The following is a 26997-nucleotide window of genomic DNA, read 5'->3' on the forward strand; positions in this document are numbered from 1 at the left end:
CTCGTTACTTGATGAAGCGCGCGTCGTACAGCGCCGTGACGTCCGGCACCTGGCGAATCACGCCGATTTCCAGCAGCACCTGCGCCGCTTCCTTGCTGAAGCTGGCCAGCTCTGCGCCGAAGAATTTACGGTTGGCGTCACGATCCTGCCAGCGCAGGTAGGCGGATGACTTGGCGAACTGCTCGCCGCTTTGCTTGACCGCCGCGCCCATGATCTCGTTTGCCTTGGCCGGGTCCTGCTTGATCATGTCGAGCGCTTCGAAGTAGCTGTCCACCAGCGCTTGCGCGGCCTTGGGATTGTCCTTGAGCCACTTGGGCGAGCAGCCCAGCGTGTCCATCACCATCGGGTAGTCCAGCGTGGTGGCGAGGATCTTGCCCTTGTCCGGGTTCTGGCGCACCGACGACAGGTACGGCTCATACGTCATGGCGGCATCGTTCTGGCCCGAGACGAAGGCCTGCGCGGCGGCTTGCGGCGACAGCGTGGTGGTCTTCACATCCTTCAGGCTCATGCCGTTCTTCTTGAGCATCCAGGCCAGGCCGAAGTAAGGCGCGGTGCCCGGCGCGTCCACGCCGACGGTCTTGCCCTTGAGGTCGGCGAAGCCTTTGACGTCGCCGCGCACAGCCAGCCCGTCGGCGCCGTAGGACTTATCGAGCTGCACGATCTGGGTGATGGGCACGCCGTTGGCGTTCCAGGCCACATGGGTCTCGACCGTGGTGGCGGCGCACTGGATGGCGCCCGCGGCGAGCGCCAGGTGACGGTCCTTCTGCGGAATCATCTTGATGTCGACGTCGACACCATGCTTCTTGAAGATGCCGGCCTTGTCAGCCAGCGTCAGCGGCGCGAAGCCGGTCCAGCCGCTCATGCCGAGCGTGACCTGCGTGGCTTGCGCTTGCGCGGTGCCCGCGGCACCCAGCGTGGCGGCGACTGCTGCTACGGCGACGGCTAGCGACTTACCGCTACGGATACGAAATCCCATCTTCCTGGCTCCTTTGGTGTGATGCGAACGGGGCCGCGCCAGCGTTGGCGGCGGCCGGACCGCCCGGCTCGGGCGGCGCCGTACTTGCGGCGCCGGTCATTTGCCAGGCAATTTAGCAACCCTGTATATACAAGTCAATGCAGTAGTTAACCCGAGGCGAAGCGCAGAACTGGCGTGGCCGGCACTTACGTGCCGTCGAGCCTGGAATGGCACGAAACGAGCACAAAATGGCGACGTTACGGGATCAGGCCGGGTGCCCACCGATGCCCGTTGACGGGGCATCCGGCCTTGCCGCTTGCGCCCGCGCGCACCAGATCCGCGCACGGTTACGCTGAATGCGTCACTTGCTGTCTATACAGGATCGAGCGGCAACACCAACGCAAGCGGCGTGCCACCGGCCGCCGCAGGGCTGCGGGAGGAAAGCGCTCCCGGGAGACGCCGAGAGCACCTGTATTCAGGCGTCGAAAAAGGAGGTCACGGTGGGATAGCGCAGCCGCAGGCGCAGCTCGCGTTTGAGACGGGTGTTTTCCAGCCGGCGCGATTCGCTCATGAAGCTGAGCAAGGTTGGCTCCACGGCTTCGCGCAATTGCGCGCGAGCCAGGCGCGGCGGGCGGGGCAGGCCGCGGCGGTCGGCCACCAGGTCGAAGTAGTCGGCCATGCGCATTTCCGAGTCGTCGCTGGCATGCACCACCCGCTGCGCGCGGCCGCGGAACAGCGACGCCACCATGGTGCGGGCCAGGTCCAGGGCATGGATGTGGTTGGTATAGACATCGTCCTGCGGCGCCAGCGCGGGCGTGCCCTTGGCCAGACGGGCCAGCGGCAGCCGGTCTTCGGCATAAATGCCGGGGATGCGCACGATGGAAGCACGCCAGCCGGCATGGCGGCCAAAGTCCCGCACGGACTGCTCGGCCGCCACGCGGCGCCGGGCGCGCGCGGTTTGCGGGCGCACCGCCTGCGATTCCGCCAGCCTGGCGCCACCCCGGTCGCCATACACCCCCGAGGTGCTGGCGTAGACAAACGCTGGCGGCGCAGCGCTTCGGCCGGACCTGCCGTAGCGTCGGTCGGGTAGAATAGCGGGCTTGGCAGACCATCCGCCGGGCCGTGCGGCAGACCGCCGCCAGGCACCGCGCCGCAAGGCGCGCAGCAGCGCCAGCGTGCGGGGATCGCCCTCGCCGCGGGATGGCGGCGGCGCCAGGTGCAGCACCTTGTCGGCCAGCCCGGCCAGGCGTGCCAGCGTGGCGGGCCGGTCCAGGTCGGCTACCATCGGCACGGCGCCGTTGTCCCGCAGCTCAGCGCGGCGGGACGGCTGCGAAGTGATGGCAAAGACGCGCCAGCGCGTCGATAGAATACGCAGGCAACGTGTGCCCACATCCCCACAGCCAACGATGAGTAGGCGCGGGCGACCCAGGCGGCGTCGCGACAGATTTTTGCTCATAGAGTGATTATGGCTTATCAAGTTACCGTCATGCCCAGCGGCCGCACGTTCGAAGCGGCCGCGGATGAAACCATCCTTACCGCGGCCCTGCGCCACAGCATTGGCCTGCCCTACGGCTGCAAGAACGGCGCATGCGGGTCCTGCAAGGGCCGTGTCACCGCTGGCGGCATCGAGCAGGGCGACCATGCCGCTTCCGCGCTGTCCGCGCAGGAAAAGACCGAGGGCCGCGCGCTGTTCTGCTGCGCCAAGCCCACCTCGGACATCACCATCGAATGCCGCGAGGTGCAAGGCGCCGGCGACATCCCCATCAAGAAGGTGCCATGCCGCGTCGCCACGCTGGAACGCGTGGCCGACGACGTCATCGTGACCCGCCTGCAACTGCCCGCCACCGAGCGCATGCAGTTCCTGGCCGGCCAGTATGTCGAGTTCCTGCTGCGCGACGGCAAGCGCCGCAGCTACTCCATCGCCACGCCGCCGCACCAGGAAGGCCCGATCGAGCTGCACATCCGCCACATGCCCGGCGGCACCTTCACCGACTACGTGTTCGGCGCCAGGGAAGGCCAGCCGGCCATGAAGGAGCGCGACATCCTGCGCTTCGAAGGCCCGCTCGGCAGCTTCTTCCTGCGTGAAGACTCCGACAAGCCCATCATCCTTCTGGCCTCAGGCACCGGCTTCGCGCCGATCAAGGCCATCGTCGAGCACGCGGTCTACACCGGCATCACCCGCCCGATGACGCTGTACTGGGGCGGACGCCGCCCGCGCGATCTCTATATGCACGCGCTGTGCGAGCAATGGGCGCGCGAGCTGCCCAACTTCCGCTACGTCCCGGTGATCTCCAACGCCCAGGACAGCGACGACTGGGACGGCCGCACCGGCTTCGTCCACGAGGCCGTGATGGAAGACCATCCCGACCTGTCGGGCTTCGAGGTCTACGCCTGCGGCGCACCGGTGATGATCAATGCGGCGCGCAAGGACTTTTCCCTGCGCTGCGACCTGCACGAGGATGCCTTCTTCGCCGACTCGTTCACGTCGGAAGCGGACATGCATCCGGCAGGTTCGGTACCGCCGGCACCGGCGGCCTGAGCGCCCCGCTGCCCGTTTCCAAGCGACAACAATGCCCGGCTCCGCCAAAATTCGTTTTGACAGCCGGGCGCATGGGCCTTATATTGGCCGCCATGAACTACGCTATCAACAACCGACGCAGCTACCGTACGTCGCTCCCCACCGGGGTGCCTCGCGGCTGACCGTCCATAGCTTCTGTTCAGGTCAACAAGCCACGGGCAATCCCCGTGGCTTTTTGTTTTTCTGCTCTCCTCTCCCCTGTTTCACGCCGACCCCTGGAGTCCGCCATGGCATTTGCTGAGTACCCCGTCCAATCCCTGATGTACATCACCAACCGGCCCGAGCTCGTCTTTACCGAAGGCAAGGGCTCGTGGCTCACGGACCATAACGGCAAGCGATACCTGGACTTCGTGCAGGGCTGGGCGGTCAACTGCCTGGGACACTCCAACCAGGCCATGATCGATGCGCTGGTCGAGCAGTCGAAGAAGCTGTTCAACCCCAGCCCGGCGTTCTACAACGAACCCATGCTCAAGCTGGCCAAGCAGCTCACCGATGCCAGCTGCTTCGACAAGGTGTTCTTCGCCAACAGCGGCGCGGAAGCCAACGAAGGTGCCATCAAGCTGGCGCGCAAATGGGGCCGCAAGCACAAGAACGGCGCGTTCGAGATCATCACCATGGACCACAGCTTCCACGGCCGCACGCTCGCCACCATGAGCGCGTCGGGCAAGGCCGGCTGGGACACCATCTTCGCGCCGCAGGTGCCGGGCTTCCCCAAGGCCGACCTGAACGACCTGGCCTCGGTCGAAAAGCTGATCAACGACAAGACCGTGGCCATCATGCTGGAGCCGGTGCAGGGCGAAGGCGGCGTGATCCCCGCCTCGCGCGAATTCATGCAAGGCCTGCGCAAGCTGGCCGACCAGCACAAGCTGCTGTTCATCGTCGACGAAGTGCAGACCGGCTGCGGCCGTTGCGGCACCATGTTCGCCTATGAACTGTCGGGCGTGGAGCCGGACATCATGACGCTGGGCAAGGGCATTGGCGGCGGCGTGCCGCTGGCAGCCCTGCTGTGCAAGGCCGAAGTCGCCAGCTTCGAAGCCGGCGACCAGGGCGGCACCTACAACGGCAACCCGGTGATGACCGCCGTTGGCAGCGCCGTGATCTCGCAGCTGACCGCGCCCGGCTTCCTGCAAAGCGTGCAAGAAAAAGGCGCCTACCTGCGCGAGCAGCTGCTGGCGCTGACGTCCGAGTTCGGCCTGGGCGGCGAACGCGGCGAAGGCCTGCTGCGCGCACTGGTGCTGAACAAGGACATCGGCCCGCAACTGGTGGAAGAAGCGCGCGACATGCAGCCGCAAGGCCTGCTGCTGAATTCGCCGCGCCCCAACCTGCTGCGCTTCATGCCCGCGCTGAACGTGACCATCGAGGAAATCGACCAGATGATCGGCATGCTGCGCACGCTGCTGAAGAAGCTGGCCTGAGCCTCGTCTTGAAGCCGGCACGCCGCCGGCCAGGCACCATGGAAAAAGCCCCGCAAATCGCTTGCGGGGCTTTTTTTTGCAGCAAACTGCAGCGTCACACAGGCAACATCACTCGCCCAGATACGCCGCGCGGACCTTCGGATCGTCCAGCATCTGCTTGGCGTCGCCGCTCATGGTGACCAGGCCGGACTCCATCACATAGCCGCGGTGGGCGGCCTGCAGCGCCAGCCGCGCGTTCTGCTCCACCAGCAGCACGGTCACGCCCAGCGCGGAGACGTCGCGCACCACCTCGAAGATCTTCGCGACCATGATCGGCGACAGGCCCATCGAGGGTTCGTCCAGCAGCAGCAGCTTGGGCTGGCTCATCAGCGCGCGCGCCATGGCCAGCATCTGCTGTTCGCCGCCGGACATGGTGCCGGCCAGCTGGTTGGCGCGCTCCTTCAGGCGCGGGAAGATGCCGAACATGCGGTCGATGTCGGCCTTGATGCCGGCCTCGTCGGTGCGCGTGTAGGCGCCCATCTGCAGGTTCTCGGTAATGGTCATGCGCGCAAACACCCCGCGCCCTTCCGGCACCATCGCCAGCCCTTGCTTGAGCAGCGTGTAGCTTGGCACCCCCTTGATGGACTTGCCCATGTACTCCACATCGCCGCCGGCCCATCCCTGCAGGCCGGTGATGGCCTTCATGGTGGTGGTCTTGCCGGCGCCGTTGGCACCGATCAGCGTGACCAGTTCGCCTTCTTTGATCTCGAGGTCGATGCCCTTGACCGCCTGGATGCCGCCGTACGCGACCTTCAGGCCGGATATCTTCAGTAGTGTTTCTTTCATTGTCTCTTTCCCCCGTCAGTGCGCCGGGGTACCGAGGTAAGCCTCGATCACCGCTGGATTGCTCTGGACTTCGTGCGGCAGGCCCTGCGCGATGACCTTGCCGTAGTCGAGCACGGTCAGGCGATTGCACAGGCCCATCACCAGCTTCACGTCGTGCTCGATCAGCAGGATGGTCTTGCCATCGCTGCGGATCTTGTCGAGCAAGCCGCGCAGTTCCACCTTCTCGGTGGCGTTCATGCCAGCGGCGGGCTCATCGAGCGCCAGCAGCTTGGGCTCGGTGGCCAGCGCCCGCGCGATCTCCAGGCGGCGCTGGTGCCCGTAGGACAGGTTGCGCGAGGTGAAGTGCGCGTACTTGCCGATGCCGACGTACTCCAGCAGGTCATGCGCCCAGTCTTCCACCGAGTGCTCCTCGCGCCGGACCGAAGGCGGGCGGAACACCGCGCCAAAGAGGCCGGCCTTGGTGCGCACGTGGCGGCCCACCATCACGTTTTCCAGCGCGGTCATCTCGCCGAACAGGCGGATGTTCTGGAAGGTGCGGGCAATGCCGGCCTTGGCGACTTCGTGCACGGCGGTCGGCTGGTAGGCCTTGCCGCCCAGCACGAACTCGCCGGAGTCCGGTGTGTACAGGCCGGTAATCACGTTGAAGAAGGTGGTCTTGCCGGCCCCGTTGGGACCGATCAGGCCGTAGATTTCGCCCGCCTTGATCTGCAGGCCCACGTCGGACAATGCCTGCAGGCCGCCGAATCGCTTGTTGACCCCCTGTACCGACAGGAGGAGATTCTCGTTGCTCATGATGTCCTCCTGGTCAGAAACGGCCAACGCTGCCCGGGCGGCGGATCACCGGCCGGTCTTCCTTGCGCGGCGACGGCCACAGGCCCGCCGGGCGATACAGCATCACACCAACCAGGGCCAGCCCGAACAACAGCTGGCGCAGCACTTCGGCGTCGACGATGGTGTGGCCGAAGAGCATGTTCTGCGCCGGCTCCGCCACGGCGCGCAGCAACTCCTGGAAACCCACCAGCAAGATACCACCCAGGATCACGCCAGGAATGTGGCCCATGCCGCCCAGCACCACGATGGCCAGGATGTAGATGGACTCCCACAGTACGAACGACTCAGGCGACACGAAGCCCTGGAAGGCGCCGAACACCGCACCCGACGCACCGCCGAACGATGCGCCCATGGCAAAGGCCAGCAGCTTGATGTTGCGGGTGTTGATGCCCATCGCCTTGGCGGCGATCTCGTCTTCCCGGATGGCCACGAAGGCGCGGCCGATACGCGAGTTCTGCAAGCGCAGGCAGATGAACACGATGGCGATCACCAGCACGACCAGCAGGTAGTAGTACATGAACACCGGCGTGAACTTCAGCCCGAAGATCTCGTGCGACTTGGAGAAATCGAAGCCGAAGATGTGGACCGGGTCCACCGCGGTGATCCCCTTCGGGCCATTGGTGATGTTCAGCGGCCGGTCGAGGTTGTTGAGGAAGATGCGGATGATCTCACCGAAGCCCAGGGTCACGATGGCCAGGTAGTCGCCGCGCAGCTTGAGCGTTGGCGCACCGAGCAGCACACCGAACGTTGCCGCCACCAGCACCGCCAGCGGCAGCACGAACCACATGGAGAGGTGCAGGCCATTGGGGAAAAGCTGGTGGATCCACTCGAACTGGTTGGCCAGATGGGGCGAGCCCAGCAAGGCCATCATGTAGGCGCCGACGGCATAGAAGGCGATGTAGCCAAGGTCGAGCAGGCCGGCAAAGCCCACCACGATGTTCAGGCCAAGCGCCAGCATGATGTAGATCAGCGCGAAGTCGAGCACGCGCACCCAGTAGTTGCCGCCCAGCGTCTGCACCAGGAACGGGGCGCACAGGGCGATGACCAGGAAGCCAAGCAACGCGGCCATGGTCTTGGCCGGCGTCTTGGTCAGCGGCGCAGCCTGCGCCGCCGGGGATGGAATCGGGGTATTCATGGATTCTCTCTCCTTAGGCGCGTTCGGAAACCCGCTCGCCCATGATGCCGGACGGACGGAATACAAGGACGACGATCAGCACGATGAAGGCGAACACATCCTGGTAGTTGGAGCCAAACACCCCGTTGGTGAGATCGCCGATATAGCCGGCGCCCAACGCTTCGATCAGGCCCAGCAGCATGCCGCCGACCATGGCGCCAGCAAGGTTGCCGATGCCGCCCAGCACCGCGGCGGTGAACGCCTTCAGGCCCGGAATGAAGCCCATGTAGAAGTGCGCATTGCCGTAGTTGGTGGCCATCATCACGCCGGCCAGCGCGGCCAGCGCCGCACCGATCATGAAGGTGGCCGAGATGACGAAGTTCGGGTTCACGCCCATCAGGCCTGCCACCTTCTGGTTCTCGGCGGTGGCGCGCATCGCGCGACCCAGCTTGGTGCGGTTGACGAGGGTCAGCAGGCCCGCCATGACCATCAGCGCCATGCCGATGATGACGATTTCCTTGCCCGTGATGGTGGCGCCGGTCGAACCGATATCGATCGGCGACGAGGGCAGCAGCTGCGGGAAGGTCAGCGGGTTACGCGACCAGATCATCATCGCCAGCGTCTGCAGGATGATGGACACGCCGATGGCGGTAATCAGCGGGGCTAGCCGGGGCGCGTTGCGCAACGGCCGGTAGGCGACCCGCTCGATGGTGTAGGCCAGCACGGCGCAAACCGGCATGGCGATCAGCGTGGCAATCACCAGCGTGAGCCACTCCGGCAAGCCGGGGAAGAATTTCTGCAAGCCAAGTATGGCTGACAGGGCGGTCAGCGCGCCGATCATCAGCACGTCGCCGTGGGCGAAGTTGATGATCCCGAGAATGCCGTAGACCATGGTGTAGCCCAGTGCGATCAGCGCATAGATGCTGCCGAGCACCAGACCGTTCACGATCTGCTGGATAAAGATATCCATGAAAACTCCTTGCTTCCGTCCAAATTCCCTCGGCATGGTGTGGATGTCGGGGGGACGTTGATATGTGGGTGGTTTGGTAGTGTCGATATTTGCTGGTAAGCGGCCTGCCTACTCCACCCATGGTAAGGATGCTGCACGTATGGCAAGGCTAAAAAAACGGCACCGCAACATACTCGCGGTGCCGTTCGGATGGGCCGGTAAGCCCGGTTTACATCTTCACGACGTCAAGGACGGTCTTTTTCTTGTCCTTGTACTCGTACAACGTGATGGTGCCTTCCTTCATGTCGCCCTTTTCATCGAAGGCGATGTTGCCGATCAGGCCCTTGTAGTTGGTCTTGGGCATCTCGGCCAGGATGGCCGCCGGCTCGGTCGAGTTGGCGCGCTTCATCGCGTCAACGATGACCATGACGGCGTCATAGGTGAACGGTGCGTAGATCTGCACCGGCGCATTGAAGCGAGCCTGGTAGCGCTTGTCGAAATCCGCGCCCTGTTCCATCTTGGACAGCGCCAGACCAGCTTCCGAGCAGATGATGTTTTGCACGGCATCGCCGGCCAGCTCGGCCACCTTGTCGGTACAGACGCCATCGCCGCCAACGATCTTGGAGCTGATGCCGAGTTCCATGGCTTGCTTGGCGAACGGGCCGCCGGTGGCGTCCATGCCGCCGTACATGATCACGTCGGGCTTCTTGCCCTTGATCTTGGTCAGAATGGCCTTGAAGTCGGTCGCCTTGTCGTTGGTGGCTTCACGTGCCACCACGTTCACACCCGAAGCCTTGGCGGTCTTCTCGAACTCGTCGGCCAGGCCCTTGCCGTAGGCAGTGGCATCGTCGACGATGGCCACGGTCTTGGCGTGCAGGCTCTTGGTGGCGTAGTTGGCCAGCGCGGGGCCTTGCTGGGCGTCGGTGGCCACCACGCGGAACGTGGTCTTGAAGCCTTGCTTGGTGTAGTCGGGGTTGGTCGACGACGGCGAGATCTGCACGATGCCGGCATCGCTATAGATCTTGGAGGCCGGAATCGATACGCCCGAATTCAGGTGGCCAACCACGGCCACGACCTTGGCGTCCACCAGCTTCTGCGCCACAGCGGTGCCCGTCTTCGGGTCGCCTGCGTCGTCTTCGCCGACCAGCTCGAGCTTGATCTTCTTGCCGTTGATCTCCAGGCCGGTCTTGTTGACTTCTTCCACGGCCAGGCGAGCGCCGTTTTCGTTGTCCTTGCCAAGGTGGGCGATACCGCCGGTGAGCGGTGCCGCATGGCCGATCTTGACTACGACTTCACCGCCGCCCGCCGGGGCCATGGCCGCAGCAGGAGCCGATGCTGCCGCATCAGCGGGCTTTTCTTCTTTCTTGCCGCAAGCAGTAACCAGCGCCACTGCGGCTGCGATCGGCAGAATCTTGGCAAACGTGATTTGCATGAGTGATCTCCTAGGATTCACATGATCAGGGTAAACCAACGCCCCCCGGACGTTTCCCTGAACCGCCTTAGTTTAGTTTCAATTTGAAACGCGCGAATTGTATTCCCTTTTTATACGGATGCAATATGCGACGCAACAACCTGAAGGATTAACCCACCAAATGAGCTAGGGAATTTCCCCAATGCACAAATTGGGGCAATTCCCTCCCACATGGAGGCTAGCCGTTGATACTAACAAGATTCGTGCCTACCGCTTGCCACAGGTTGGCTTTGCAGCCTTTAAGTCACTTGCGGGGTCGCGTATTAAATAGGTGTTTCATTTAATATCGACAGTCTCATTCAAATACAACGCGCGAGTGCGCCGGCACCATAATAGGGAAATCCCCAATTACAGGGATTTCCCTTATTTGTCCTTTTAAGCAGACAAGCATAAGACTGTTCGCGCCAGGCTTGTGCATTATCCAAGGGATAGCAGGCAATATAGAGTGCTATATATTGGTGCAACCCTGGAGAGAGAATGGTGCGCGACGGTGTGCAACTGGCACGCAAGGGGTGCGCCTGCCGGGCAGAAGCGGCTGCGCAAAAAGCAACGGCCCGCTAGAGCGGGCCGTTTTGCCAGACGGTCAGGTGAAGAGAGGCCGATCAGGCGGACGTGACCTGTTGCAGGCCGCGCGGCAAGGGGAACGACATCTTTTCCTCGATCCCGTCCAGCGCGCGCACGTTACGCGCACCGAGAAGGTGCAGGCGCGCAACGATGGCCTGTGCCAGTGCCTCAGGGGCGGAGGCGCCGGCGGTCAGGCCAATGCGGCGCTTGCCCGCGATCCATTCCGGCTGGAGCTGATCGGGTGAATCGATCATGTAGGCCGGCACGCCCAGGCGCTCCGCGAGCTCGCGCAAGCGGTTGGAGTTGGAGCTGTTGGGGCTGCCCACCACGATCACCACCTCCACCTGGGGCGCCATGAACTTCACGGCATCCTGGCGGTTCTGGGTGGCGTAGCAGATGTCCTGCTTCTTGGGCTCGCGGATCAGCGGGAAGCGCGCCTTGAGCGCGGCGACGATCTCCAGCGTTTCGTCGACCGACAACGTGGTCTGGGTCACGAATGCCAGGCGCGTGGGATCCGCTACTTGCAGCTTGGCAACATCCTCGGAAGACTCGACCAGCAGCATGCCGCCTTCGGCCTGCCCCATGGTGCCCTCGACTTCAGGATGGCCTTTGTGGCCGATCATGATGATCTCGCAGCCCTCGGTGCGCATCTTGCCGACTTCCACGTGCACCTTGGTCACCAGCGGGCAGGTCGCGTCGAACACGTTCAGGCCGCGCACGGTGGCATCGGCGCGCACTTCCTTGGATACGCCGTGGGCGCTGAAGATCACGGTCGAGCCGGGCGGCACTTCCTCTAGCTCCTGCACGAAGACCGCGCCCTTGCGGCGCAGGTCTTCCACCACATAGGCGTTGTGGACGATTTCGTGGCGCACGTAAATCGGCGCGCCGTAGCGTGCAAGGGCGCGCTCGACGATCTCGATGGCGCGATCCACGCCAGCGCAAAAGCCGCGCGGCTGCGCCATCAGGATCTCGGCATCGGGGGCTGTGATGGGTTCAGACATGCAAGGATTCGACTCAAGGGTGCCGGCGCAAGGCCCGGCCGGTGGTCTGCTTAGAGAATGCCGATCAGCTGGACATCGAACAGGATGGTCTGTCCGGCCAGCGGGTGGTTGAAATCGAACAGCGCCGACGTCGTGCCGATCTCCTTGAGCACACCGGCGTACTTACCGCCGCCGGGCGCATTGAACTCAACCAGGTCACCCGGCGCGTAGTCCTCTTCAAATGAAGAGTTCTCGCGCAGCGTCGCCAGCGAAACCCGTTGCAGCAGATCAGGGTTGCGCGGGCCAAAAGCGTGCTCCGGCGCCAGCCGGTAAGTCATGCGCTCGCCCTCCGGCATGCCCAGCAGCGCCTGCTCCAGTGTAGGCGCGAACTGGCCTTGCCCCAGCAGCAGCGTGGCGGGCTTCTCCGCGAAGGTACTGACGATCTCAGTGCCGTTCTCCATGGAGATGCTGTAGTGAAGGGTCAGGAAGGAGTCCGCCTGCACGGTCTTGCGCAGATCCGGGGTGCCGTCCCCATCCTTCGGGCCGGAAGCAAAAGTTTGCAAAGTCATAGGTGCTCAACCAGTCAACAACCCGTATTGTAAGCGACTCGACCGCGCGCCGCCTTGTCCGCGGTGCCATTGTTCCGAGGGGATCGTGCCATGCGCATTACCGATTGGCCCAGCAATGAGCGGCCACGCGAAAAACTGCTGAGCGGCGGGGCCGCTACGCTCTCTGACGCCGAACTGCTTGCCGTGTTCCTGCGCGTGGGCGTGGCGGGAAAAAGTGCCGTCGACATCGCCCGTGAGCTGCTGAACGATTTCGGCACGCTCAGCAGCCTGTTTGCGGCGGACGCCGGGCAACTGGCACGCGTCAAGGGCGTTGGCAGCGCCAAGTACGCGCAGTTGCAGGCGGCCCGCGAGCTGACCCGGCGCGCGCTGGGCGAGCAGTTGCAGCTGCCCGGGGCACTGGATTCCCCCACGGCGGTGCGCGACTACCTGCGCCTGTCTCTGGCGGGACTGACCTACGAAGCGTTCCTGTGCCTGTTCCTGGACACACGCAACCGCCTGCTAGCCAGTGAGGAGCTGTTTCGCGGCACGCTGACCCAAACCAGCGTTTATCCGCGCGAAGTTGCCCGCAAGGCACTTACGTATAACGCCGCGGCGGTCATCGTGGCGCACAACCACCCGTCGGGGATCACCACGCCCAGCGCCGCCGACCTCACCATGACCCGCGCGCTGTCCCGCTCCCTGGCCCTGATCGACGTACAAGTTCTTGACCATTTCATCGTCGCAGGTAGTAACATCCACTCCTTCGCCGAACACGGCCAGCTGTGATGCAAGATGCGATGCGTGTTGTGATGCGCACCGCACGGATGCACACCCCTGAACGGTAAACGAGAGAAGGCATTGATTCACCAGTGCTTTCCAGTCTATAATGCTCGTTTGCTGAAGTCTCAACCGCTGCAGTCCGGGCCAGCGCGCCTTTTGTTGATCTGTTGCGAACATTGTCCACGTAGAAGAGTTAGGAGTGCTTCATGGCACGCGTCTGTCAAGTGACCGGGAAAGCGCCGATGGTCGGCAACAACGTTTCCCACGCAAACAACAAGACCAAGCGTCGTTTTCTGCCCAACCTGCAGAATCGTCGTTTCTTTGTTGAATCGGAAAACCGCTGGGTGAGCCTGCGCGTCTCGAACGCCGGCCTGCGCCTGATCGACAAGAAAGGCATCGACACCGTGCTCGTGGATCTGCGCGCACGTGGCGAAGTCTAATTAGGAGCACATCATGGCCAGCAAGGGCGGACGCGATAAAATCAAGTTGGAGTCGACTGCAGGTACGGGTCACTTCTACACGACCACCAAGAACAAGCGCACGATGCCGGAAAAGATGGAGATCATGAAGTTCGATCCCGTCGCCCGCAAGCACGTGTCGTACAAGGAAACCAAGATCAAGTAATTGATCCTGTCTTCCGCATGCCGATCGCGCGGCATGTCTGTAGAAACCCCGCTCACGCGGGGTTTTTGCTTTTTCGGGCAGCATACGCCGCATTGCGTAGCCAACGCCTCTCACCCCCGGCTTGCGCATGGCTTGCCTGCCCACGCAAGGCCGCTGGCGGTGTACACTTTCCAGCTTTCCTGCCTCCCGACCGCGTGCCGCGCGCGTCTCTCGCACCATGAACTTCGATGTCGCCATTGTCGGCAGCGGACTGGCCGGTCTGACGGTCGCGCTGCAACTGGCCGACACCCATCGGGTTGTCATCATTTGCAAACGTGCCATGACGCAAGGCGCCAGCGACTGGGCCCAGGGCGGCATTGCCGCGGTCCTGGACTCAGGCGACAGCCACGATGAGCACACGCAGGACACCCTGGTGGCAGGCGCCGGCCTTTGCGATGACAGCGCCACGCGCTATATCGTCGAGCACGGGCGCGAAGCGATCCAGTGGCTGATCGACCGCGGCGTGCCGTTCACCCGCGATGACCAGGCAGAACTCGGCTACCACCTCACGCGGGAAGGCGGCCATAGCCGTCGGCGCATCATCCACGCGGCGGACGCTACTGGCCATGCTGTCGTGTCCACGTTGAGCGAGCAGGCGCGCCAGCATCTCAATATCACGATCATCGAGGACCACTTCGCGGTGGACCTGATCACTTCGCGCAAGCTTGGCCTGCCGGGCAACCGTTGTTACGGCCTCTACGTGCTGGACGATGCCAGTGGCGAAGTGCAGACCATTACCGCCACCCACACCGTGCTGGCGACTGGCGGCGCGGGCAAGGTCTATCTCTACACCACCAACCCCGACACCGCCACCGGCGACGGCATCGCCATGGCCTGGCGCGCAGGCTGCCGGGTGTCGAACATGGAGTTCATCCAGTTCCACCCGACCTGCCTGTATCACCCCTACGCCAAGTCTTTCCTGATTTCGGAAGCGGTACGCGGCGAAGGCGGCCTGCTGAAGCTGCCCGACGGCACCCGCTTCATGCCGGAGCATGACGAACGCGCCGAACTGGCGCCGCGCGACGTGGTGGCGCGCGCGATCGACTTCGAGATGAAAAAGCGCGGCCTGGACTACGTGCACCTGGACATCAGCCACCAGCCCGAATCCTTCCTGCGCGAGCACTTCCCGACCATTCACGCACGGTGCCTGGAACTTGGCATCGATATCGCCCGCGAGCCTATCCCGGTGGTACCGGCGGCGCACTATACCTGCGGCGGCGTGGTCACCGACACCGCGGGCCGCACCGATCTGGCCAATCTCTACGCCGTGGGCGAGACCGGCTGCACGGGCCTGCACGGCGCCAACCGCCTGGCCTCCAATTCGCTGCTCGAATGCATGGTGATCGGGCGCGCGGCAGCCCTCGACATCGCCGGACAGGACAAGGCCGGCCAACCCGACATCGCCCTGCCCCAATGGGATGAAAGCCGGGTTGCGGATGCCGACGAGGAAGTCGTGGTCTCGCACAACTGGGACGAACTGCGCCGCATGATGTGGAATTACGTGGGCATCGTGCGCACCAGCAAGCGGCTCGAGCGCGCCCAGCACCGCATCACCCTGCTGCGCGAGGAGATCGCGGAGTACTACGCCAACTTCCGCGTCACCCGCGACCTGCTGGAGCTGCGCAACCTGGTGGAAGTCGCCTCGTTGATCGTGGATAGCGCATATTCGCGCCATGAAAGCCGTGGTTTGCACTTCAGCCGCGACTATCCCGAGACGTTGCCGAAGGCGCTGCCCACGGTGATGCAGCCGGTGTTCAAGCGTGACCGGGCGAAGTAAGCCCGCGCCCGGATATCGCCATGAAAAAAGCGCGCCAAGGCGCGCTTTTTTCATGGCCTGATCAATCCCGCTTACTCGATGATCCGCAACGAATAGTCTGTCGCGCGCACATCCTTGGTCAGCGCCCCCACCGAGATCCGGTCCACGCCGGTTTCCGCAAAAGCACGGATCGTGTCTGCACTGACCCCGCCCGACACTTCCAGCAAGGCCCGCCCGGCATTGATACGCACGGCATCGCGCATCATTGCCTCGGTAAAATTATCGATCAGGATCGATTTCGCGCCAGCCGCCAATGCCTCTTCCAGCTCGGCCAGGTTTTCCACCTCGACCTGGACCGATACACCGGCATCCAGTGCGGCCGCTGCCTGCATGGCGGCGGTGATGCTGCCGGCCGCGGCAATATGGTTTTCCTTGATCAGGATGCCGTCGTACAACGCCAGGCGCTGGTTGTCACCACCACCGACCCTGACCGCGTACTTCTGCGCCAGGCGCAGACCCGGCAACGTCTTGCGGGTATCGAGCACGCGCGCCCGGGTACCTTCGACCAGGTCGGCATAGCGGCGCGTGGCGGTCGCCACGCCAGACAGCAACTGCAGGAAATTCAGCGACGGCCGCTCCGCGGTCAGCAGCGAACGGGCCGGGCCGGTGATCTCGCAGACCACCGAGTCCGGCGCCATGCGGGCACCCTCGGCCTGTTGCCAGACGACCTGCAACGCCGGATCGACCGCGCGCATGCATGTCTCGAACCAAGGCTGGCCGCACAGCACGGCTTGCTCGCGCACGATCACGCGTGCCCGCGCCGGCTTGCCGGCGGGCACCAGCATGCCGGTCAGGTCGCCGCTGCCGACATCTTCAGCAATCGCTGCGCTGACATTGGCCTGGAGCGCCCCGGCGAGCGCCGGGCCATAGCTGTCGAAGATAGCGTTGCGGCTCGAATTCACGGTATTCACGTCTGGATTGCTGCTCATGCCGGGCCGATTCCCTTGAACAAGGCCTGCTCGCTCGCCAGGTCGGCCTTGGGCCGCACATTGGTCTTCTGCTGCGCGGCGAAGTCGAGCATGCGGTCGATGCAGGTCACGGCCTGGCGGCCGATGTCCGCGTCGACATGGATTTCGTTATGACCGTTCTCCAGCACTTCGGCCAGATTGGTCAGTGCGTTCATCGCCATCCAGGGGCAGTGCGCGCAACTTTTGCAGGTCGCGCTGTTGCCGGCAGTGGGGGCTTCGATGAAATGCTTGTCGGGCGCAGCCAAGCGCATCTTGTGCAGGATGCCGTTATCGGTCGCGACGATGAACTCGCGCGCGTCCAGCTCCTTTACCGCCGCGATCAGCTGCGAGGTCGAGCCCACTACATCGGCCTGCTCGACCACATTGGCCGGCGACTCCGGATGCACCAGAATCTTGGCATTGGGAAACTCCCGGCGCAGCAGGTCAAGCTCGATGCCCTTGAACTCGTCATGCACCAGGCAGGAACCCTGCCACAAGAGCATGTCGGCGCCGGTCTGCTTCTGGATATAGCCGCCCAGGTGCTTGTCCGGGGCCCACAGGATCTTTTCGCCGCGCGCGTGCAGGTGCTCGACAATCTTCAGGCCAATGCTCGAGGTCACCATCCAGTCCGCGCGCGCCTTCACGGCGGCGCTGGTGTTGGCATAGACCACCACCGTGCGATCGGGATGCGCGTCGCAGAACGCGGCGAATTCGTCGGACGGGCAGCCCAGGTCAAGCGAGCAGGTTGCGTCCAGGTCGGGCATCAGCACGGTCTTTTCCGGGCTGAGGATCTTTGCGGTCTCGCCCATGAAGCGCACCCCCGCCACCACCAGCGTCTTGGCCGGATGATCGCGGCCAAAGCGCGCCATTTCCAGCGAGTCCGATACGCAGCCGCCGGTTTCCTCGGCCAGGTCCTGCAGGTCGGAATCAACGTAATAGTGCGCGACAAGCACCGCATTGCGTTGCTTCAGCAGGGTCTTGATGCGCGCTTTGAGCGCCGTGCGATCCTGTGCCGACAGCACGGGAGGCACTTTGGCCCAGGCGTGGGCGACACAGCTGCCGCCCTCGGGGGACTCCGTCGAGAGGTTCGGCTTCTCGAACTCGACGGCCTTGATCGTTTGTGGGGTCATCTCCGATACTCCTCTTGGACAGCATGCCTCGGAATTCCGCTTGGTATCCGCCTGGTATCCGCTTGTCGCTGCTGGCCCTGACATTGGGGGAGTTTAGCGAAAACAAAAGCCCCGCCAGAGGCGGGGCTTTTGGGCGATCTAAATTGTATCAGGCCACGCCGGCTCGGGCATCAGCCCGCATCAGGCATAACGGCGCAGGCGCAGCGAGAAATCGTGCAGTGCCTGGATGCCACTGGCCTCGGCGCGGTGGCACCAGGCCTGCAGCTGCGCCAGCAGCTGTTCGCGCGTCAGGTTGGAGCGGCCCCAGATCGCAGCCAGCTCGCGGCGCATTTCCACGAAGGTATGCAGCGACTTGTTCTGCTCCACGATGCTGGCCAGTTGCTGGCGCTGCGGGTCGGCCAGCTTGGCTTCTTCGCGGTGGAACCACTTGCGAGCCGGCTTGAAGCTGCTGTACTCGGCCACGCGGGCTTCCTTCAGCTTTTCCAGTTCCTGCTTGTAGGCGCTCTTGACCGCCTTGGCATAGCGCGCCATCACGTCATAGCGATTGGCAATGATGGCTTCCAGCGTGTTGTGGTCAACCGGGCGGGCATCCACCAGGCGCGCCTTCGGCGGGGTCTTCTTGACCTTGGCCAGGCCAACAGCCTGCATGGCGCGGATATAGCCCCAGCCGATATCGAACTCGTACCACTTGATCGAGAACTTGGCCGACGTCGGGTAGGTGTGGTGGTTGTTGTGCAGTTCTTCACCGCCGATGATGATGCCCCACGGCGAGACATTGGTCGAAGCGTCCTCGCAATCGTAATTGCGATAGCCCCACCAGTGGCCCAGGCCATTGATGATGCCGGCGGCGTGGATCGGGATCCACAGCATCTGCACGGCCCACACGGTCAGGCCGATCACGCCGAACAGGGCGACATCGATGATCAGCATCAGGCCAACGCCTTGCCAGCCAAAACGCGAGTAGACATTGCGCTCGACCCAGTCGTCAGGCGTGCCATGACCAAACTTGGTGATGGTTTCCTTGTTCTTGGACTCGGCGCGATACAGCTCCGCGCCTTCCAGCAGCACCTTGCGGATGCCGCGGGTCTGCGGGCTGTGGGGATCGTCTTCGGTCTCGCACTTGGCGTGGTGCTTGCGGTGAATGGCGGTCCACTCTTTGGTGACCATGCCCGTGGTCAGCCACAGCCAGCCACGGAAAAAATGCGAAACGATAGGGTGCAGGTCCAGCGACCGGTGCGCCATGCAGCGGTGCAGGTAGATGGTTACGCCCGCGATGGTGATATGCGTCACCACGAGGGTGTAGATCACAATCTCCCACCAGGACCAGTTGGCGAGGCCATTAGCGGCCCAGTCAAGAATAGTGTCGAACAAACTGTTCTCCGTCGATTAAACAGGGGCATTCAGTGCGGCGCGACAGGGCGAGCCGCAAACAAGGTGCAGAAAAAGGACTGCAAATTCAATGATTGCGTCGTACGGCGCCTGCCTGAACCCCGGCATTCGCCGGAGCCCCAAGGCACGCGCGCCTGGCGCCATGGGCAAAACCGCTGCCTGCCGGCGAACTGGACACGAGCCGCTGCAATCTGGCGGCTGTCTGGTGTGGGGCGGGAGGTCGAACAAACTCACCCGAACGAAACGTGCCTTTCGAATGAACCCGCAACTACCTTGGATTCTACCGGAACCGCATCGCACGGACATCCGCTTTTTCCCTCAGTTTGACGCTAAGCAACACGGATTGTTCCATAAGGTGCCCTAAACGCCCCGCGAACGCTCAGGATGCCGAGCCACCGGGGACGCCCGGCAAATCGATACGCGCCTCTTGCACCTCTTTTACGAGGCCACCATGGCCGTCGGATTCCACTTTCCCCAGCACCCGCACCTCTCGCTGCGGATACGGGATCGAGATGCCATGCTCCTTGAACTTCCGCCATATCGCCCGGTTCATCGCCGATTGCACGCCCAGCTTACCATTCTGAGGATCGGCGATATAGCCCGCAAGCTCGTATTCGATGCCATTGTCGCCGAACAACACCAGAAATGCCGACGGACCCGGCTGCGCCATCAGGCGCGGGATATCTTGGGCGGCCTCTACGAGCAAGGCGAGCACCGTTTCGGGGTCTGCCGCGTAATCGGCCTGTACACGTGTCGCCACGCGCACATGGGTATTGGAGAACGAATGGTTCTGCACTGCCTGCGCCACCAGTTGCTCATTCGGCACCAGGGTTTCGCCATCGCCATTGCGCACCACGGTGTAGCGCGTCCGGATCTGGGAAACGATCCCCGTGTACTTGTCGACGGTGATCTGGTCGCCCAGCTTGACCGAGCGGTCCAGCAAGATGATGAATCCGGAGATGTAGTTGCTGGCAATCTTTTGCAAGCCCAGCCCCAGGCCAACGCCCAGCGCGCCACCGAACACGGACAGCACGGTGAGGTCGATGCCGACCAGCGACAGGCTCAGCAACAGGGACACGAGCAGCAGCAGCGCCTTGGAAATCCGGCTCAGAACCACCTTCAGGTTGCTGTCCAGACCGGTCGACCGCATCAGCCGCTCTTCCAGCCATGAGCCGAACCACATCGCCACCAGCACGGTGACCAGGATCCAGACGATGGCCACCAGCGTATCCGCCAGGCTGATCTTCTGCTTGCCGCCCAGCGAAAAGCGGACGTCGTCCATCCATTGCACCACATCCCACAGCAAACCCAGCACATAAAGCGCCATCGCCGCCCAAACCAGGGTCGTCAGCACTTTTTCCACCAGTAGCAGCATGCCATGCAACTGACCATTGCCCGACATTACCCGGCGCAGGATATAGAAGGCGAAATACAGGAAAGTAATGCCGGAAAGGGGCACCAATGCAAGCCGTAGCACGCTGATGGACATCATCGGCTCCAGCCCGAAGCGCGCACCCATCACCAGCAGCCAGCCGAACAACGGGAACATGGCGCGTTCCAGGCTGGCGGCGGCGAAACGCAGGGAGAAGCTGGATCCGGCGTAGCGGGCTTCGAGGCGCTTGACGATCAATCTAGCCAATGGCCAGGCCACCGCCAGGCAAGCGGCGAGGACCACCAACTGCCAGATGAAGCCAGGGCCACCCGCATCGCGGATCAGATCATCGAGCATCTTGCCAAAGGCCGGATGCGCAACATGGAGTTCGTTCAGGGAAATGGGATTCATGCTCTGCCGTGGCTGGCAGGGTCCATCCGGTCAGGATCGGCTGTCCCTGCAATGTGAGCGGGACACTGCATGACGTTACTGCATGCCCCGCGGCCAAAAAGTCAGCCATTCTAGCCGCCCTGCTCCGCGCGGCGCTACGCAGAGGCCGAGCACTGTCAGCCGCACCTTCGCCGGCAATCCGGCGGGCGACGCCACGGCTCGGCAATGCGTTGCAGCCGATCCCGCAGGTCCGCCCCGGGATGCAAGGGGCCACATAGCAGGTCGACGCAATAGTCGATCACCCGCGCCCGACCGGGTGGGTTCAGCATGCCGTGGTCCAGGCCATCGATGGTCTCGATCTGCAACTGCGAGTAGCCGGCGAGGCCGGCCAGCGTCGGCCCGAAGAACCGCGCCAGCTCGAAAGGCCCGGGATCGTCCGGGCCGAACAGCAGACGCAGGGTCGTGCCGCGTGCGTCGAGCGACTGGAGCAAGCCTTCGATCTCCCGCTGCTCGTGCGCGGCAGGCTCGGGCAGGACCGATGCCGCATTGATGCCGGGCGCGCCCTCTTCTGCCGTAGGTGCGCTGCGGCCATGGATCAGCCACCGGGGCCGGGTGAAGGTCTCCCGGCGCAACAAGCGCTGCAGGTTGACCAGCACGGCGCCCACCAGGCCCGGGTGCGCGCCCGCAGCGTGCAGACTCACATTGGCACCGTAGCTCACGCCGAAGGCCACCACCTCGCGATGGCCGTGGGCAAGCAGCCAGTCGCAGGCGGTGACAGCATCGCGGTACCCTTCCGGATCGGCCGGCACCCCCGCGATGGCCTGCGCGCCGACGCAGGCATCCCCGATGCCCCGCACATCGATACGAAACGAGGCAACACCGCATGCCGCCAGCCGGCGCGCCAGCATGACCCCGCAACGGCCAGCACCGACGTGATGCGTGCCACCGGAATTGTTGATCAGCACGGCCGGCCGCTCGATGCGCGGCCCGAGCGGCTCGCACAACATGCCGAACAAGCCCTGGCCAAAGCGGACTGGCGTCTCCACCCAGTCGCCGGCGCGCAGGCACGAAGCCGTCCCTGCCGCCATCGCGCGGCCACCCGGGGCTGGCTCGCCGACTGGCGCCGCTGGCCCCAGATCGGCAATCCAGCCGGCCACCTGAGCGAAGGTCGCATCGGGCGGCGTGCCATGCAACGGGTCCTGCAGCCAGTCGATGAGGTCAGGGAAAGGCACCATCCGCACCTGCGCACCCAGTCTGCCGTAGTGGCGCGCGAGCGGGGCCATCTGAGGCTCGGCGCCCGCGATCAGGATTTGCGGGGCGGGGGCGCAAGGCGCATTGAGCAGGTCGATGCCACCAAGGGCATCGATCGCGGCGTCGGTGAAATGGATGCCCAGGATGTCCATGCCAGATTGCCGGCCAGCGCCAGGCGCCGGCACCGGCTCCGCAGCGCGGCAAGCAAGCGAGCGCCAGGTCTGCGCGATCATCTTCATCTCTCGCACCAGCATCCTGCCGCTCGCCACGGGCGCAAGCAGCGCCAGCGCGTCGACGCGCCGCCCGGCCACGCCGCGCCCGGCGGCCAGTGCCGCCAGCGAAGCGCCCCCGCGCGCGCCCAACAGAACGAGTTCCCGGGCACCGGACAAGCGCCTGAGCAACTCGCCGGCGGCATCGATCCCGGCAAGCCAGGCGTCGACACAGGACGCGCCTGGTGCGCCGGCATGTTCGAGGTCGGCGGAGTCACCGGTGCCGGGATAGTCGAACCTGAGCACGGGCACGCCCTGGGCTGCGAGCCGCTCCGCCAGCCGCGCCAGGCCGGCATGCGTCCACAAGGCTTCGTGCCCGATCGCATTGCACAGCAGCACCGCGCGCTGACCCTGGGCCGGGTGGTACCAGCCAAAACATCCGTCGAAATGCAGCGGCATCATGGCGCAAACGCCTTGCGGCTCGCCTGCCGTGCGTCCCCCGCACCAATGGCCAGGCGCTCGCAGCGCGCCAGCAACTGGCCGCGATCGATCTTGCCGTTCACGTTCATGGGAAGGCCGTCGAGGCAGACGATGCGATCCGGCTGCGCGTAGACCGGCAGGCTCTGCCTGCACGCTTGCCGGATCTGCGCCATGCGCGCACCGAGCTCGCCCGACGATGCCTCGCCCGACGCCTGCACAAAGGCAACCAGCCCCGTCGGCTTGCCGGCGTTATCCAGTGGCCACGCCAGCACGGCGCACTGCGCGCCGCCGCTGGCAGCCTGCACCACCTGCTCGATCTCCTGCAGTTCCACACGGTTGCCGCGAATCTTCACCTGCATGTCGATGCGGCCGTGATACAGCAAGCCGTCGGGGGATTCGGCCACGGCATCGCCGGTGCGGTACCAACGGCTGCATGCCCGCTCTGGATAGGCGCGGGTAAAGAAGCGCTGCGCGTCGAGCGGGTTGGCACCGAGATAGCCCTTGGCAAGCTGCGCGCCGCCGATCAGCAGCTCACCCCGCGCGCCGGGCGGCACCGGCGCAAGCGCATCATCGACGACCATCAGCTCGACGCCGGGATATGGCTTGCCGAGCGGCACCGCAGGGCGCGACGCATCGGCAAGAAACGCCTCGGTCAGCTCGAAGGTGAGCATGATCACCGTCGCTTCGGTGGGTCCGTAGCCATTGACGATGCGCGTGTTCGGCGCCGCCCGCGACCACGCCCGCGCCAGCGTCTTGGGCAAGGCCTCGCCCCCCATCAAGGTCATCCGCACGCTGGGAAACGCGCAGGGCGTGAGCTTGCGAAACTGCTGCATCAGCGCCAGCACGGAGGGGACGCTGGCCCAATGGGTAATGCTGTGCTCCTGGATAAAACCGGCCAGGTAAAGCGGGTCTTGGAGCGCGGGCACATAAAGGCAGCCCCCGCTCGCCCAGCAGACGTGCATGTCATGCACCGAGAAATCGAAGGTGAGATCGGCGAACTGGCTGAAGCGGGCGCCAGGCTCGCTTGGAAAGCGCTGCATCTGCGCGCTGACATAAGCCACGGCACTGGTATGCGGGATCATCACACCCTTGGGTGGCCCGCTGGTGCCGGAGGTAAAGATCAGGTAGGCAAGGTCGTCTCCCGAGACGGCGGCAAGCTGGCCAGGCGGGTCATGCACGAAAGGCGCGGGCGGCAGCGGGGCGAAGCGCGCGCTGCCGCCCGGACATCCGGTTGCCGGCAGCGACTCCGGATCCAGCAGGACGACATGCAAATCCGGGGGCAGCAACGGCATCAACGCCTCAAGCTGCGGTGCGCATGCACGATCGACCAGCATCACCCGCGCGCCCGAGCGCTCGACGATGGCGGCGTTGCGTGCCGAGGGGAATCTGGGGTGCAACGGCACATAGGCCATGCCCGCCGCGAGCACGCCAAGCAGGCCGGCGTACGCTGAGACGCTGCGGTGCGCGAACAGGACGCAGTTGCGGCTCCCGCCCCCTGCATGCGCCGCCAGCGCGGCACGCACGCGGCCCGCGCGAGCGCGCAGTTCCTCGTAAGTGTAAAAGCGTCCGTCGACCCACAAGGCGTGGTCGCCAGGCTGCCGTGCAGCCGTGTCGAAGAAGAATGAATGCAACATCCCGCCTCCCAACCGAGCGCGCCGCCCCCGTTGCGGGACCGGCGCGGCCTGAAACTCCGTCCGAAAGTTGTGCCGGCGCCGATCCACCCTGCACGTTCGCGTGCCGTTGTACTTGCCTGGCGCGCGTTGTCTTGCCAACTTAGGCTGCATTGCCCAACAAGACAAGTTGCACCGCCTTAAATGTATTGAACTTAAGATCTTTTCCATTCGTGCGAATGGGGGATGCGAAGGGTGGTGCACTGCGCTCTACGATGGCGGCCTTCACGCAGCCGGGAGCGGGTATGCGCCGGCCAGCCTCGCGCTGGCAGCATGCATGGCCGGTTTCCCCGCAGCGACGCGCACCACAAAGGATGAGGAGCCGCCCAGAAGGCTTAGTCCATCAAGACCTTCGTATCGACACACACCGGACACACTTGCAGCGTGCGCGCAGGCAGAGCGGCGCCGGCGCATTGCGTGACGGCAGGGGATCGTGGATGGAAAAAGACAGGAAGAAAGAGAGAACGGGACAGGCGGCTGGGGCCGAACGGCCCCGGCGCGAAAAAGCCACCAGTCGGCCAGCACCGCGGGGATGCTTCCCCCGGCGCGGCCGCCTGGCGGATCCGGCTTTAGCTGACACGCTCCAGCACGGCGGCGAAGAAGCCGTCGGTCTGGTGCAGGTGCGGGTAAAGCGCCAGCATCTCGGCATCTTCCGGCAAGCCGGGCACCGTGATCTTTTGCTCGGCCAACACCTGTGCGGCGGGCACCAGGCGGAAAGCCGGGTGCGAGGCCAGGAAACCGCGCACGATGCCTTCGTTCTCGGCCTCGAGCACGCTGCATGTCGCGTAGACCACGCGGCCGCCCACCTTCACCAGGCGCGCGGCGGATTCGAGAATGGCCGCCTGCTTGACGGTCAGCTCCAGCACCGATTGCGGCGACTGGCGCCACTTCAGGTCCGGATTGCGCCGCAGCGTGCCCAGGCCGCTGCAAGGCGCATCCACCAGCACGCGGTCGATCTTGCCGGCCAGGCGCTTGATCTTGGCGTCGTGCTCGGAGTCGATCAGCACGGGGTGCACGTTGGACAACCCGCTGCGCGCCAGGCGCGGCTTGAGGTTGGACAGGCGCTTCTCGGACACGTCGAATGCATAGAGGCGGCCGGTGGAGCGCATCAGTGCGCCCAGGGCGAGCGTCTTGCCGCCCGCGCCCGCGCAGAAATCGACCACCATCTCGCCGCGCTTGGGCGCGACCAGGTTGCACAACAGCTGGCTGCCTTCATCCTGCACTTCGACCAGGCCGTTGACGAACAGCGGCAGCTGGTTAAGCGCCGGCTTGCCGGCCAGGCGGATGCCGGACGGCGCCATCGGCGTCAACTCGGCCTTCAGCCCCGCAGCGGTCAGTTCGGCCAGCGCGGCCTCCTGCGTGGTCTTGATCAGGTTGGCGCGCAGGTCCAGCGGCGCCGGGCGCAGCCAGGCATCGCCCAGCGCTTCGACAAAGGCTTCGTCGTGGCGCGCGGCCAGTTGGTCGAACAGCCATTCGGGCAGGTTGGCGCGCACGCGCGGCGCCAGGCTGGAACGCTCGATCGTGGTCAGGCGATCGAGCCATTCGCCCTCTTCCGGCAGCAGGAACGGCGTCAGTACGTCGCGGCCCAGCGTGGCGGCCAGGCCCAGCAGGGCCAGGCGGCGCTGCGAAGCCCCCGTGCCGCTGGCGGCGAACTGCGCAAACTCCACGCGCCGGCGCAGCACGGCAAACACGGCTTCGGCGATGATGCCGCGCTCGCGATGGCCCAGCTTGGGGTTTTCGCGGAAGTAGTAGCTCACCACCACGTCGGACGGACGCGTGAACATCAGCACCTTGCCCAGCAGGCGGTCGATATGCTGGATATGGACGGCATGCAGCCCGCCATGCGGCCCGCGGCCTTGCTGCGGGGCCTGGCCGTCGTTCGCATCGCGCGAGCGCGACATGCGGATGGGCGTGCCCTTGTGGTCTTTGTTCTTGTTGCGGACGGGCTGGCGGGCCCCTGCGGTATTGCGGCTCATGACTGCACCTCCGTAGCGGCAGCAAAGGCCGTAAACAGCTGGGATTCGGGTGGTTCGACCCGGACTACGCCGGCATGCACTTGCAGCCGGTCTTCGACAAACCAGCGCACAGCGCGCGGGTAGATAACGTGTTCGCACGGCAACAGGCGCGTGGCCAGGCTCTCCGGCGTGTCGTCCGGGAGCACGTCAAGCGCGGCCTGGACGATAACGGGGCCGTGATCGAGCTCGGGCGTGACGAAATGCACGCTGGCGCCGTGGACCTTGACGCCCGCCTCAATGGCTTGCCGGTGCGTATGCAGCCCCGGAAAGCACGGCAGCAGCGACGGATGGATATTCAGCATGCGCCCGGCGTACTTGTCGACAAAGCCCGGCGTCAGGATGCGCATGAAACCGGCCAGGACCACCAGGTCCGGCGCGAAAGCGTCGATGGCAGCGGCGAGCGCAGCATCAAAAGTGGCGCGATCATCATATAACTTGTGGTCCACCACGCCGGTAACCACGCCGTGGTCGGCGGCATATTTCAGACCTTCGGCGTCTGGCCGGTTGGACAAGACCGCCGCTACGCGCGCCGGCCAGCCCTCGGCGGCGCAGGCGCTGACGATGGCTTCCATATTGGTGCCTCGCCCGGAAATCAGGATAACGATATTTTTCATCGCGCAATTCTACCAAGTCGGGGCCAGTACACGACCAAAGC

General features: G+C 64.5%; 23 protein-coding genes. 6 read left to right on the forward strand and 17 right to left on the reverse strand.

Annotation, left to right across the window (positions count from 1 at the left end):
* Positions 1–4: 4 nt before the first annotated feature.
* A complete protein-coding gene (locus tag F7R26_RS16860; RefSeq protein ID WP_150986029.1) occupies positions 5–976 on the reverse strand; it encodes an ABC transporter substrate-binding protein in 972 nt (323 codons plus the stop codon).
* A gap of 454 nt (positions 977–1430) precedes the next feature.
* Entirely contained in the window at positions 1431–2411 is a 981-nt protein-coding gene (locus F7R26_RS16865) for an NAD-dependent epimerase/dehydratase family protein (protein ID WP_150986028.1), read from the reverse strand.
* Between the two features lie 9 nt (positions 2412–2420).
* Here F7R26_RS16865 and F7R26_RS16870 point away from each other — a divergent pair, with 9 nt between their 5' ends.
* Positions 2421–3494 carry a CDP-6-deoxy-delta-3,4-glucoseen reductase gene (locus tag F7R26_RS16870; RefSeq protein WP_150986027.1) on the forward strand — a complete coding sequence of 358 codons (1074 nt, stop codon included), beginning with the start codon at positions 2421–2423 and terminating at the stop codon, positions 3492–3494.
* Between the two features lie 266 nt (positions 3495–3760).
* Complete coding sequence (locus F7R26_RS16875; protein ID WP_150986026.1) at positions 3761–4948, forward strand: acetylornithine transaminase; 1188 nt, start codon at positions 3761–3763, stop codon at positions 4946–4948.
* Between the two features lie 108 nt (positions 4949–5056).
* On the opposite strand, the gene F7R26_RS16880 is transcribed toward F7R26_RS16875, so the two are convergent.
* From F7R26_RS16880 to F7R26_RS16910, 7 genes are all read right to left on the reverse strand, one after another.
* Positions 5057–5773, reverse strand: coding sequence for an ABC transporter ATP-binding protein (locus F7R26_RS16880; protein WP_043349255.1), 717 nt, complete (start codon positions 5771–5773; stop codon positions 5057–5059).
* 15 nt (positions 5774–5788) lie between these two features.
* Positions 5789–6565 (reverse strand): ABC transporter ATP-binding protein, encoded by a 777-nt coding sequence (locus tag F7R26_RS16885; RefSeq protein ID WP_150986025.1) that lies wholly within the window; start codon positions 6563–6565, stop codon positions 5789–5791.
* 13 nt (positions 6566–6578) lie between these two features.
* Entirely contained in the window at positions 6579–7739 is a 1161-nt protein-coding gene (locus F7R26_RS16890) for an ABC transporter permease subunit (RefSeq protein WP_150986024.1), read from the reverse strand.
* Positions 7740–7752: 13 nt separating this feature from the next.
* A complete protein-coding gene (locus F7R26_RS16895) occupies positions 7753–8688 on the reverse strand; it encodes a branched-chain amino acid ABC transporter permease (RefSeq protein WP_150986023.1) in 936 nt (311 codons plus the stop codon).
* A 208-nt stretch (positions 8689–8896) separates the two neighbouring features.
* Positions 8897–10099, reverse strand: coding sequence for a branched-chain amino acid ABC transporter substrate-binding protein (locus tag F7R26_RS16900; protein ID WP_150986022.1), 1203 nt, complete (start codon positions 10097–10099; stop codon positions 8897–8899).
* A 641-nt stretch (positions 10100–10740) separates the two neighbouring features.
* On the reverse strand, positions 10741–11703 hold the full coding sequence (ispH, locus tag F7R26_RS16905; RefSeq protein WP_150986021.1) for a 4-hydroxy-3-methylbut-2-enyl diphosphate reductase: 963 nt from the start codon (positions 11701–11703) through the stop codon (positions 10741–10743).
* A 50-nt stretch (positions 11704–11753) separates the two neighbouring features.
* Entirely contained in the window at positions 11754–12251 is a 498-nt protein-coding gene (locus tag F7R26_RS16910; RefSeq protein WP_150986020.1) for an FKBP-type peptidyl-prolyl cis-trans isomerase, read from the reverse strand.
* Between the two features lie 90 nt (positions 12252–12341).
* Between F7R26_RS16910 and radC the strand changes: the two genes are divergently transcribed.
* From radC to nadB, 4 genes are all read left to right on the forward strand, one after another.
* Entirely contained in the window at positions 12342–13016 is a 675-nt protein-coding gene (gene radC / locus F7R26_RS16915; RefSeq protein WP_150986019.1) for a RadC family protein, read from the forward strand.
* Positions 13017–13216: 200 nt separating this feature from the next.
* On the forward strand, positions 13217–13450 hold the full coding sequence (gene rpmB, locus F7R26_RS16920; protein WP_006157507.1) for a 50S ribosomal protein L28: 234 nt from the start codon (positions 13217–13219) through the stop codon (positions 13448–13450).
* 13 nt (positions 13451–13463) lie between these two features.
* Positions 13464–13634, forward strand: a complete 171-nt coding sequence (gene rpmG / locus F7R26_RS16925) for a 50S ribosomal protein L33 (RefSeq protein WP_006157508.1) — start codon at positions 13464–13466, stop codon at positions 13632–13634.
* Positions 13635–13851: 217 nt separating this feature from the next.
* Positions 13852–15450, forward strand: coding sequence for an L-aspartate oxidase (gene nadB / locus F7R26_RS16930; protein WP_150986018.1), 1599 nt, complete (start codon positions 13852–13854; stop codon positions 15448–15450).
* 71 nt (positions 15451–15521) lie between these two features.
* Here the strand turns inward: nadB and nadC are convergent, their stop codons facing one another.
* From nadC to purN, 8 genes are all read right to left on the reverse strand, one after another.
* Entirely contained in the window at positions 15522–16418 is an 897-nt protein-coding gene (nadC, locus tag F7R26_RS16935) for a carboxylating nicotinate-nucleotide diphosphorylase (RefSeq protein ID WP_150986017.1), read from the reverse strand.
* Positions 16415–17566, reverse strand: a complete 1152-nt coding sequence (nadA, locus tag F7R26_RS16940; RefSeq protein ID WP_150986016.1) for a quinolinate synthase NadA — start codon at positions 17564–17566, stop codon at positions 16415–16417. The genes nadC and nadA overlap by 4 nt, the downstream gene beginning before the upstream one ends.
* 180 nt (positions 17567–17746) lie before the next feature.
* Positions 17747–18937: a DesA family fatty acid desaturase gene (locus F7R26_RS16945; RefSeq protein WP_150986015.1), complete on the reverse strand. Its 1191-nt coding sequence runs from the start codon at positions 18935–18937 to the stop codon at positions 17747–17749.
* A gap of 397 nt (positions 18938–19334) precedes the next feature.
* Entirely contained in the window at positions 19335–20738 is a 1404-nt protein-coding gene (locus F7R26_RS16950) for a mechanosensitive ion channel family protein (protein ID WP_150986014.1), read from the reverse strand.
* Between the two features lie 155 nt (positions 20739–20893).
* On the reverse strand, positions 20894–22639 hold the full coding sequence (locus F7R26_RS16955) for a serine aminopeptidase domain-containing protein (protein ID WP_150986013.1): 1746 nt from the start codon (positions 22637–22639) through the stop codon (positions 20894–20896).
* Positions 22636–24291, reverse strand: coding sequence for an amino acid adenylation domain-containing protein (locus F7R26_RS16960; protein ID WP_150986012.1), 1656 nt, complete (start codon positions 24289–24291; stop codon positions 22636–22638). The genes F7R26_RS16955 and F7R26_RS16960 overlap by 4 nt, the downstream gene beginning before the upstream one ends.
* Before the next feature lie 605 nt (positions 24292–24896).
* Positions 24897–26303 carry an RsmB/NOP family class I SAM-dependent RNA methyltransferase gene (locus F7R26_RS16965; protein WP_150986011.1) on the reverse strand — a complete coding sequence of 469 codons (1407 nt, stop codon included), beginning with the start codon at positions 26301–26303 and terminating at the stop codon, positions 24897–24899.
* Complete coding sequence (gene purN / locus F7R26_RS16970; protein ID WP_150986010.1) at positions 26300–26956, reverse strand: phosphoribosylglycinamide formyltransferase; 657 nt, start codon at positions 26954–26956, stop codon at positions 26300–26302. Before purN ends, F7R26_RS16965 begins: the two co-directional genes overlap by 4 nt.
* Positions 26957–26997 lie beyond the last annotated feature (41 nt).

It is taken from the genome of Cupriavidus basilensis, assembly GCF_008801925.2.
GTDB classification, from domain to species: Bacteria; Pseudomonadota; Gammaproteobacteria; order Burkholderiales; family Burkholderiaceae; genus Cupriavidus; species Cupriavidus basilensis.

Excerpts from the sequence above, each read along its gene's own strand:
- F7R26_RS16885 (WP_150986025.1), bottom strand. The coding sequence starts at position 6,565 with ATGAGCAACGAGAATCTCCTCCTGTCGGTACAGGGGGTCAACAAGCGA.
- purN (WP_150986010.1), bottom strand. The coding sequence starts at position 26,956 with ATGAAAAATATCGTTATCCTGATTTCCGGGCGAGGCACCAATATGGAA.
- rpmB (WP_006157507.1), top strand. The coding sequence starts at position 13,217 with ATGGCACGCGTCTGTCAAGTGACCGGGAAAGCGCCGATGGTCGGCAAC.
- nadB (WP_150986018.1), top strand. The coding sequence starts at position 13,852 with ATGAACTTCGATGTCGCCATTGTCGGCAGCGGACTGGCCGGTCTGACG.
- nadC (WP_150986017.1), bottom strand. The coding sequence starts at position 16,418 with ATGAGCAGCAATCCAGACGTGAATACCGTGAATTCGAGCCGCAACGCT.
- F7R26_RS16880 (WP_043349255.1), bottom strand. The coding sequence starts at position 5,773 with ATGAAAGAAACACTACTGAAGATATCCGGCCTGAAGGTCGCGTACGGC.
- F7R26_RS16955 (WP_150986013.1), bottom strand. The coding sequence starts at position 22,639 with ATGATGCCGCTGCATTTCGACGGATGTTTTGGCTGGTACCACCCGGCC.
- F7R26_RS16900 (WP_150986022.1), bottom strand. The coding sequence starts at position 10,099 with ATGCAAATCACGTTTGCCAAGATTCTGCCGATCGCAGCCGCAGTGGCG.
- F7R26_RS16965 (WP_150986011.1), bottom strand. The coding sequence starts at position 26,303 with ATGAGCCGCAATACCGCAGGGGCCCGCCAGCCCGTCCGCAACAAGAAC.
- F7R26_RS16890 (WP_150986024.1), bottom strand. The coding sequence starts at position 7,739 with ATGAATACCCCGATTCCATCCCCGGCGGCGCAGGCTGCGCCGCTGACC.
- nadA (WP_150986016.1), bottom strand. The coding sequence starts at position 17,566 with ATGACCCCACAAACGATCAAGGCCGTCGAGTTCGAGAAGCCGAACCTC.
- F7R26_RS16865 (WP_150986028.1), bottom strand. The coding sequence starts at position 2,411 with ATGAGCAAAAATCTGTCGCGACGCCGCCTGGGTCGCCCGCGCCTACTC.
- F7R26_RS16860 (WP_150986029.1), bottom strand. The coding sequence starts at position 976 with ATGGGATTTCGTATCCGTAGCGGTAAGTCGCTAGCCGTCGCCGTAGCA.
- F7R26_RS16910 (WP_150986020.1), bottom strand. The coding sequence starts at position 12,251 with ATGACTTTGCAAACTTTTGCTTCCGGCCCGAAGGATGGGGACGGCACC.
- F7R26_RS16960 (WP_150986012.1), bottom strand. The coding sequence starts at position 24,291 with ATGTTGCATTCATTCTTCTTCGACACGGCTGCACGGCAGCCTGGCGAC.
- F7R26_RS16895 (WP_150986023.1), bottom strand. The coding sequence starts at position 8,688 with ATGGATATCTTTATCCAGCAGATCGTGAACGGTCTGGTGCTCGGCAGC.
- rpmG (WP_006157508.1), top strand. The coding sequence starts at position 13,464 with ATGGCCAGCAAGGGCGGACGCGATAAAATCAAGTTGGAGTCGACTGCA.
- ispH (WP_150986021.1), bottom strand. The coding sequence starts at position 11,703 with ATGTCTGAACCCATCACAGCCCCCGATGCCGAGATCCTGATGGCGCAG.
- F7R26_RS16875 (WP_150986026.1), top strand. The coding sequence starts at position 3,761 with ATGGCATTTGCTGAGTACCCCGTCCAATCCCTGATGTACATCACCAAC.
- F7R26_RS16870 (WP_150986027.1), top strand. The coding sequence starts at position 2,421 with ATGGCTTATCAAGTTACCGTCATGCCCAGCGGCCGCACGTTCGAAGCG.
- radC (WP_150986019.1), top strand. The coding sequence starts at position 12,342 with ATGCGCATTACCGATTGGCCCAGCAATGAGCGGCCACGCGAAAAACTG.
- F7R26_RS16950 (WP_150986014.1), bottom strand. The coding sequence starts at position 20,738 with ATGAATCCCATTTCCCTGAACGAACTCCATGTTGCGCATCCGGCCTTT.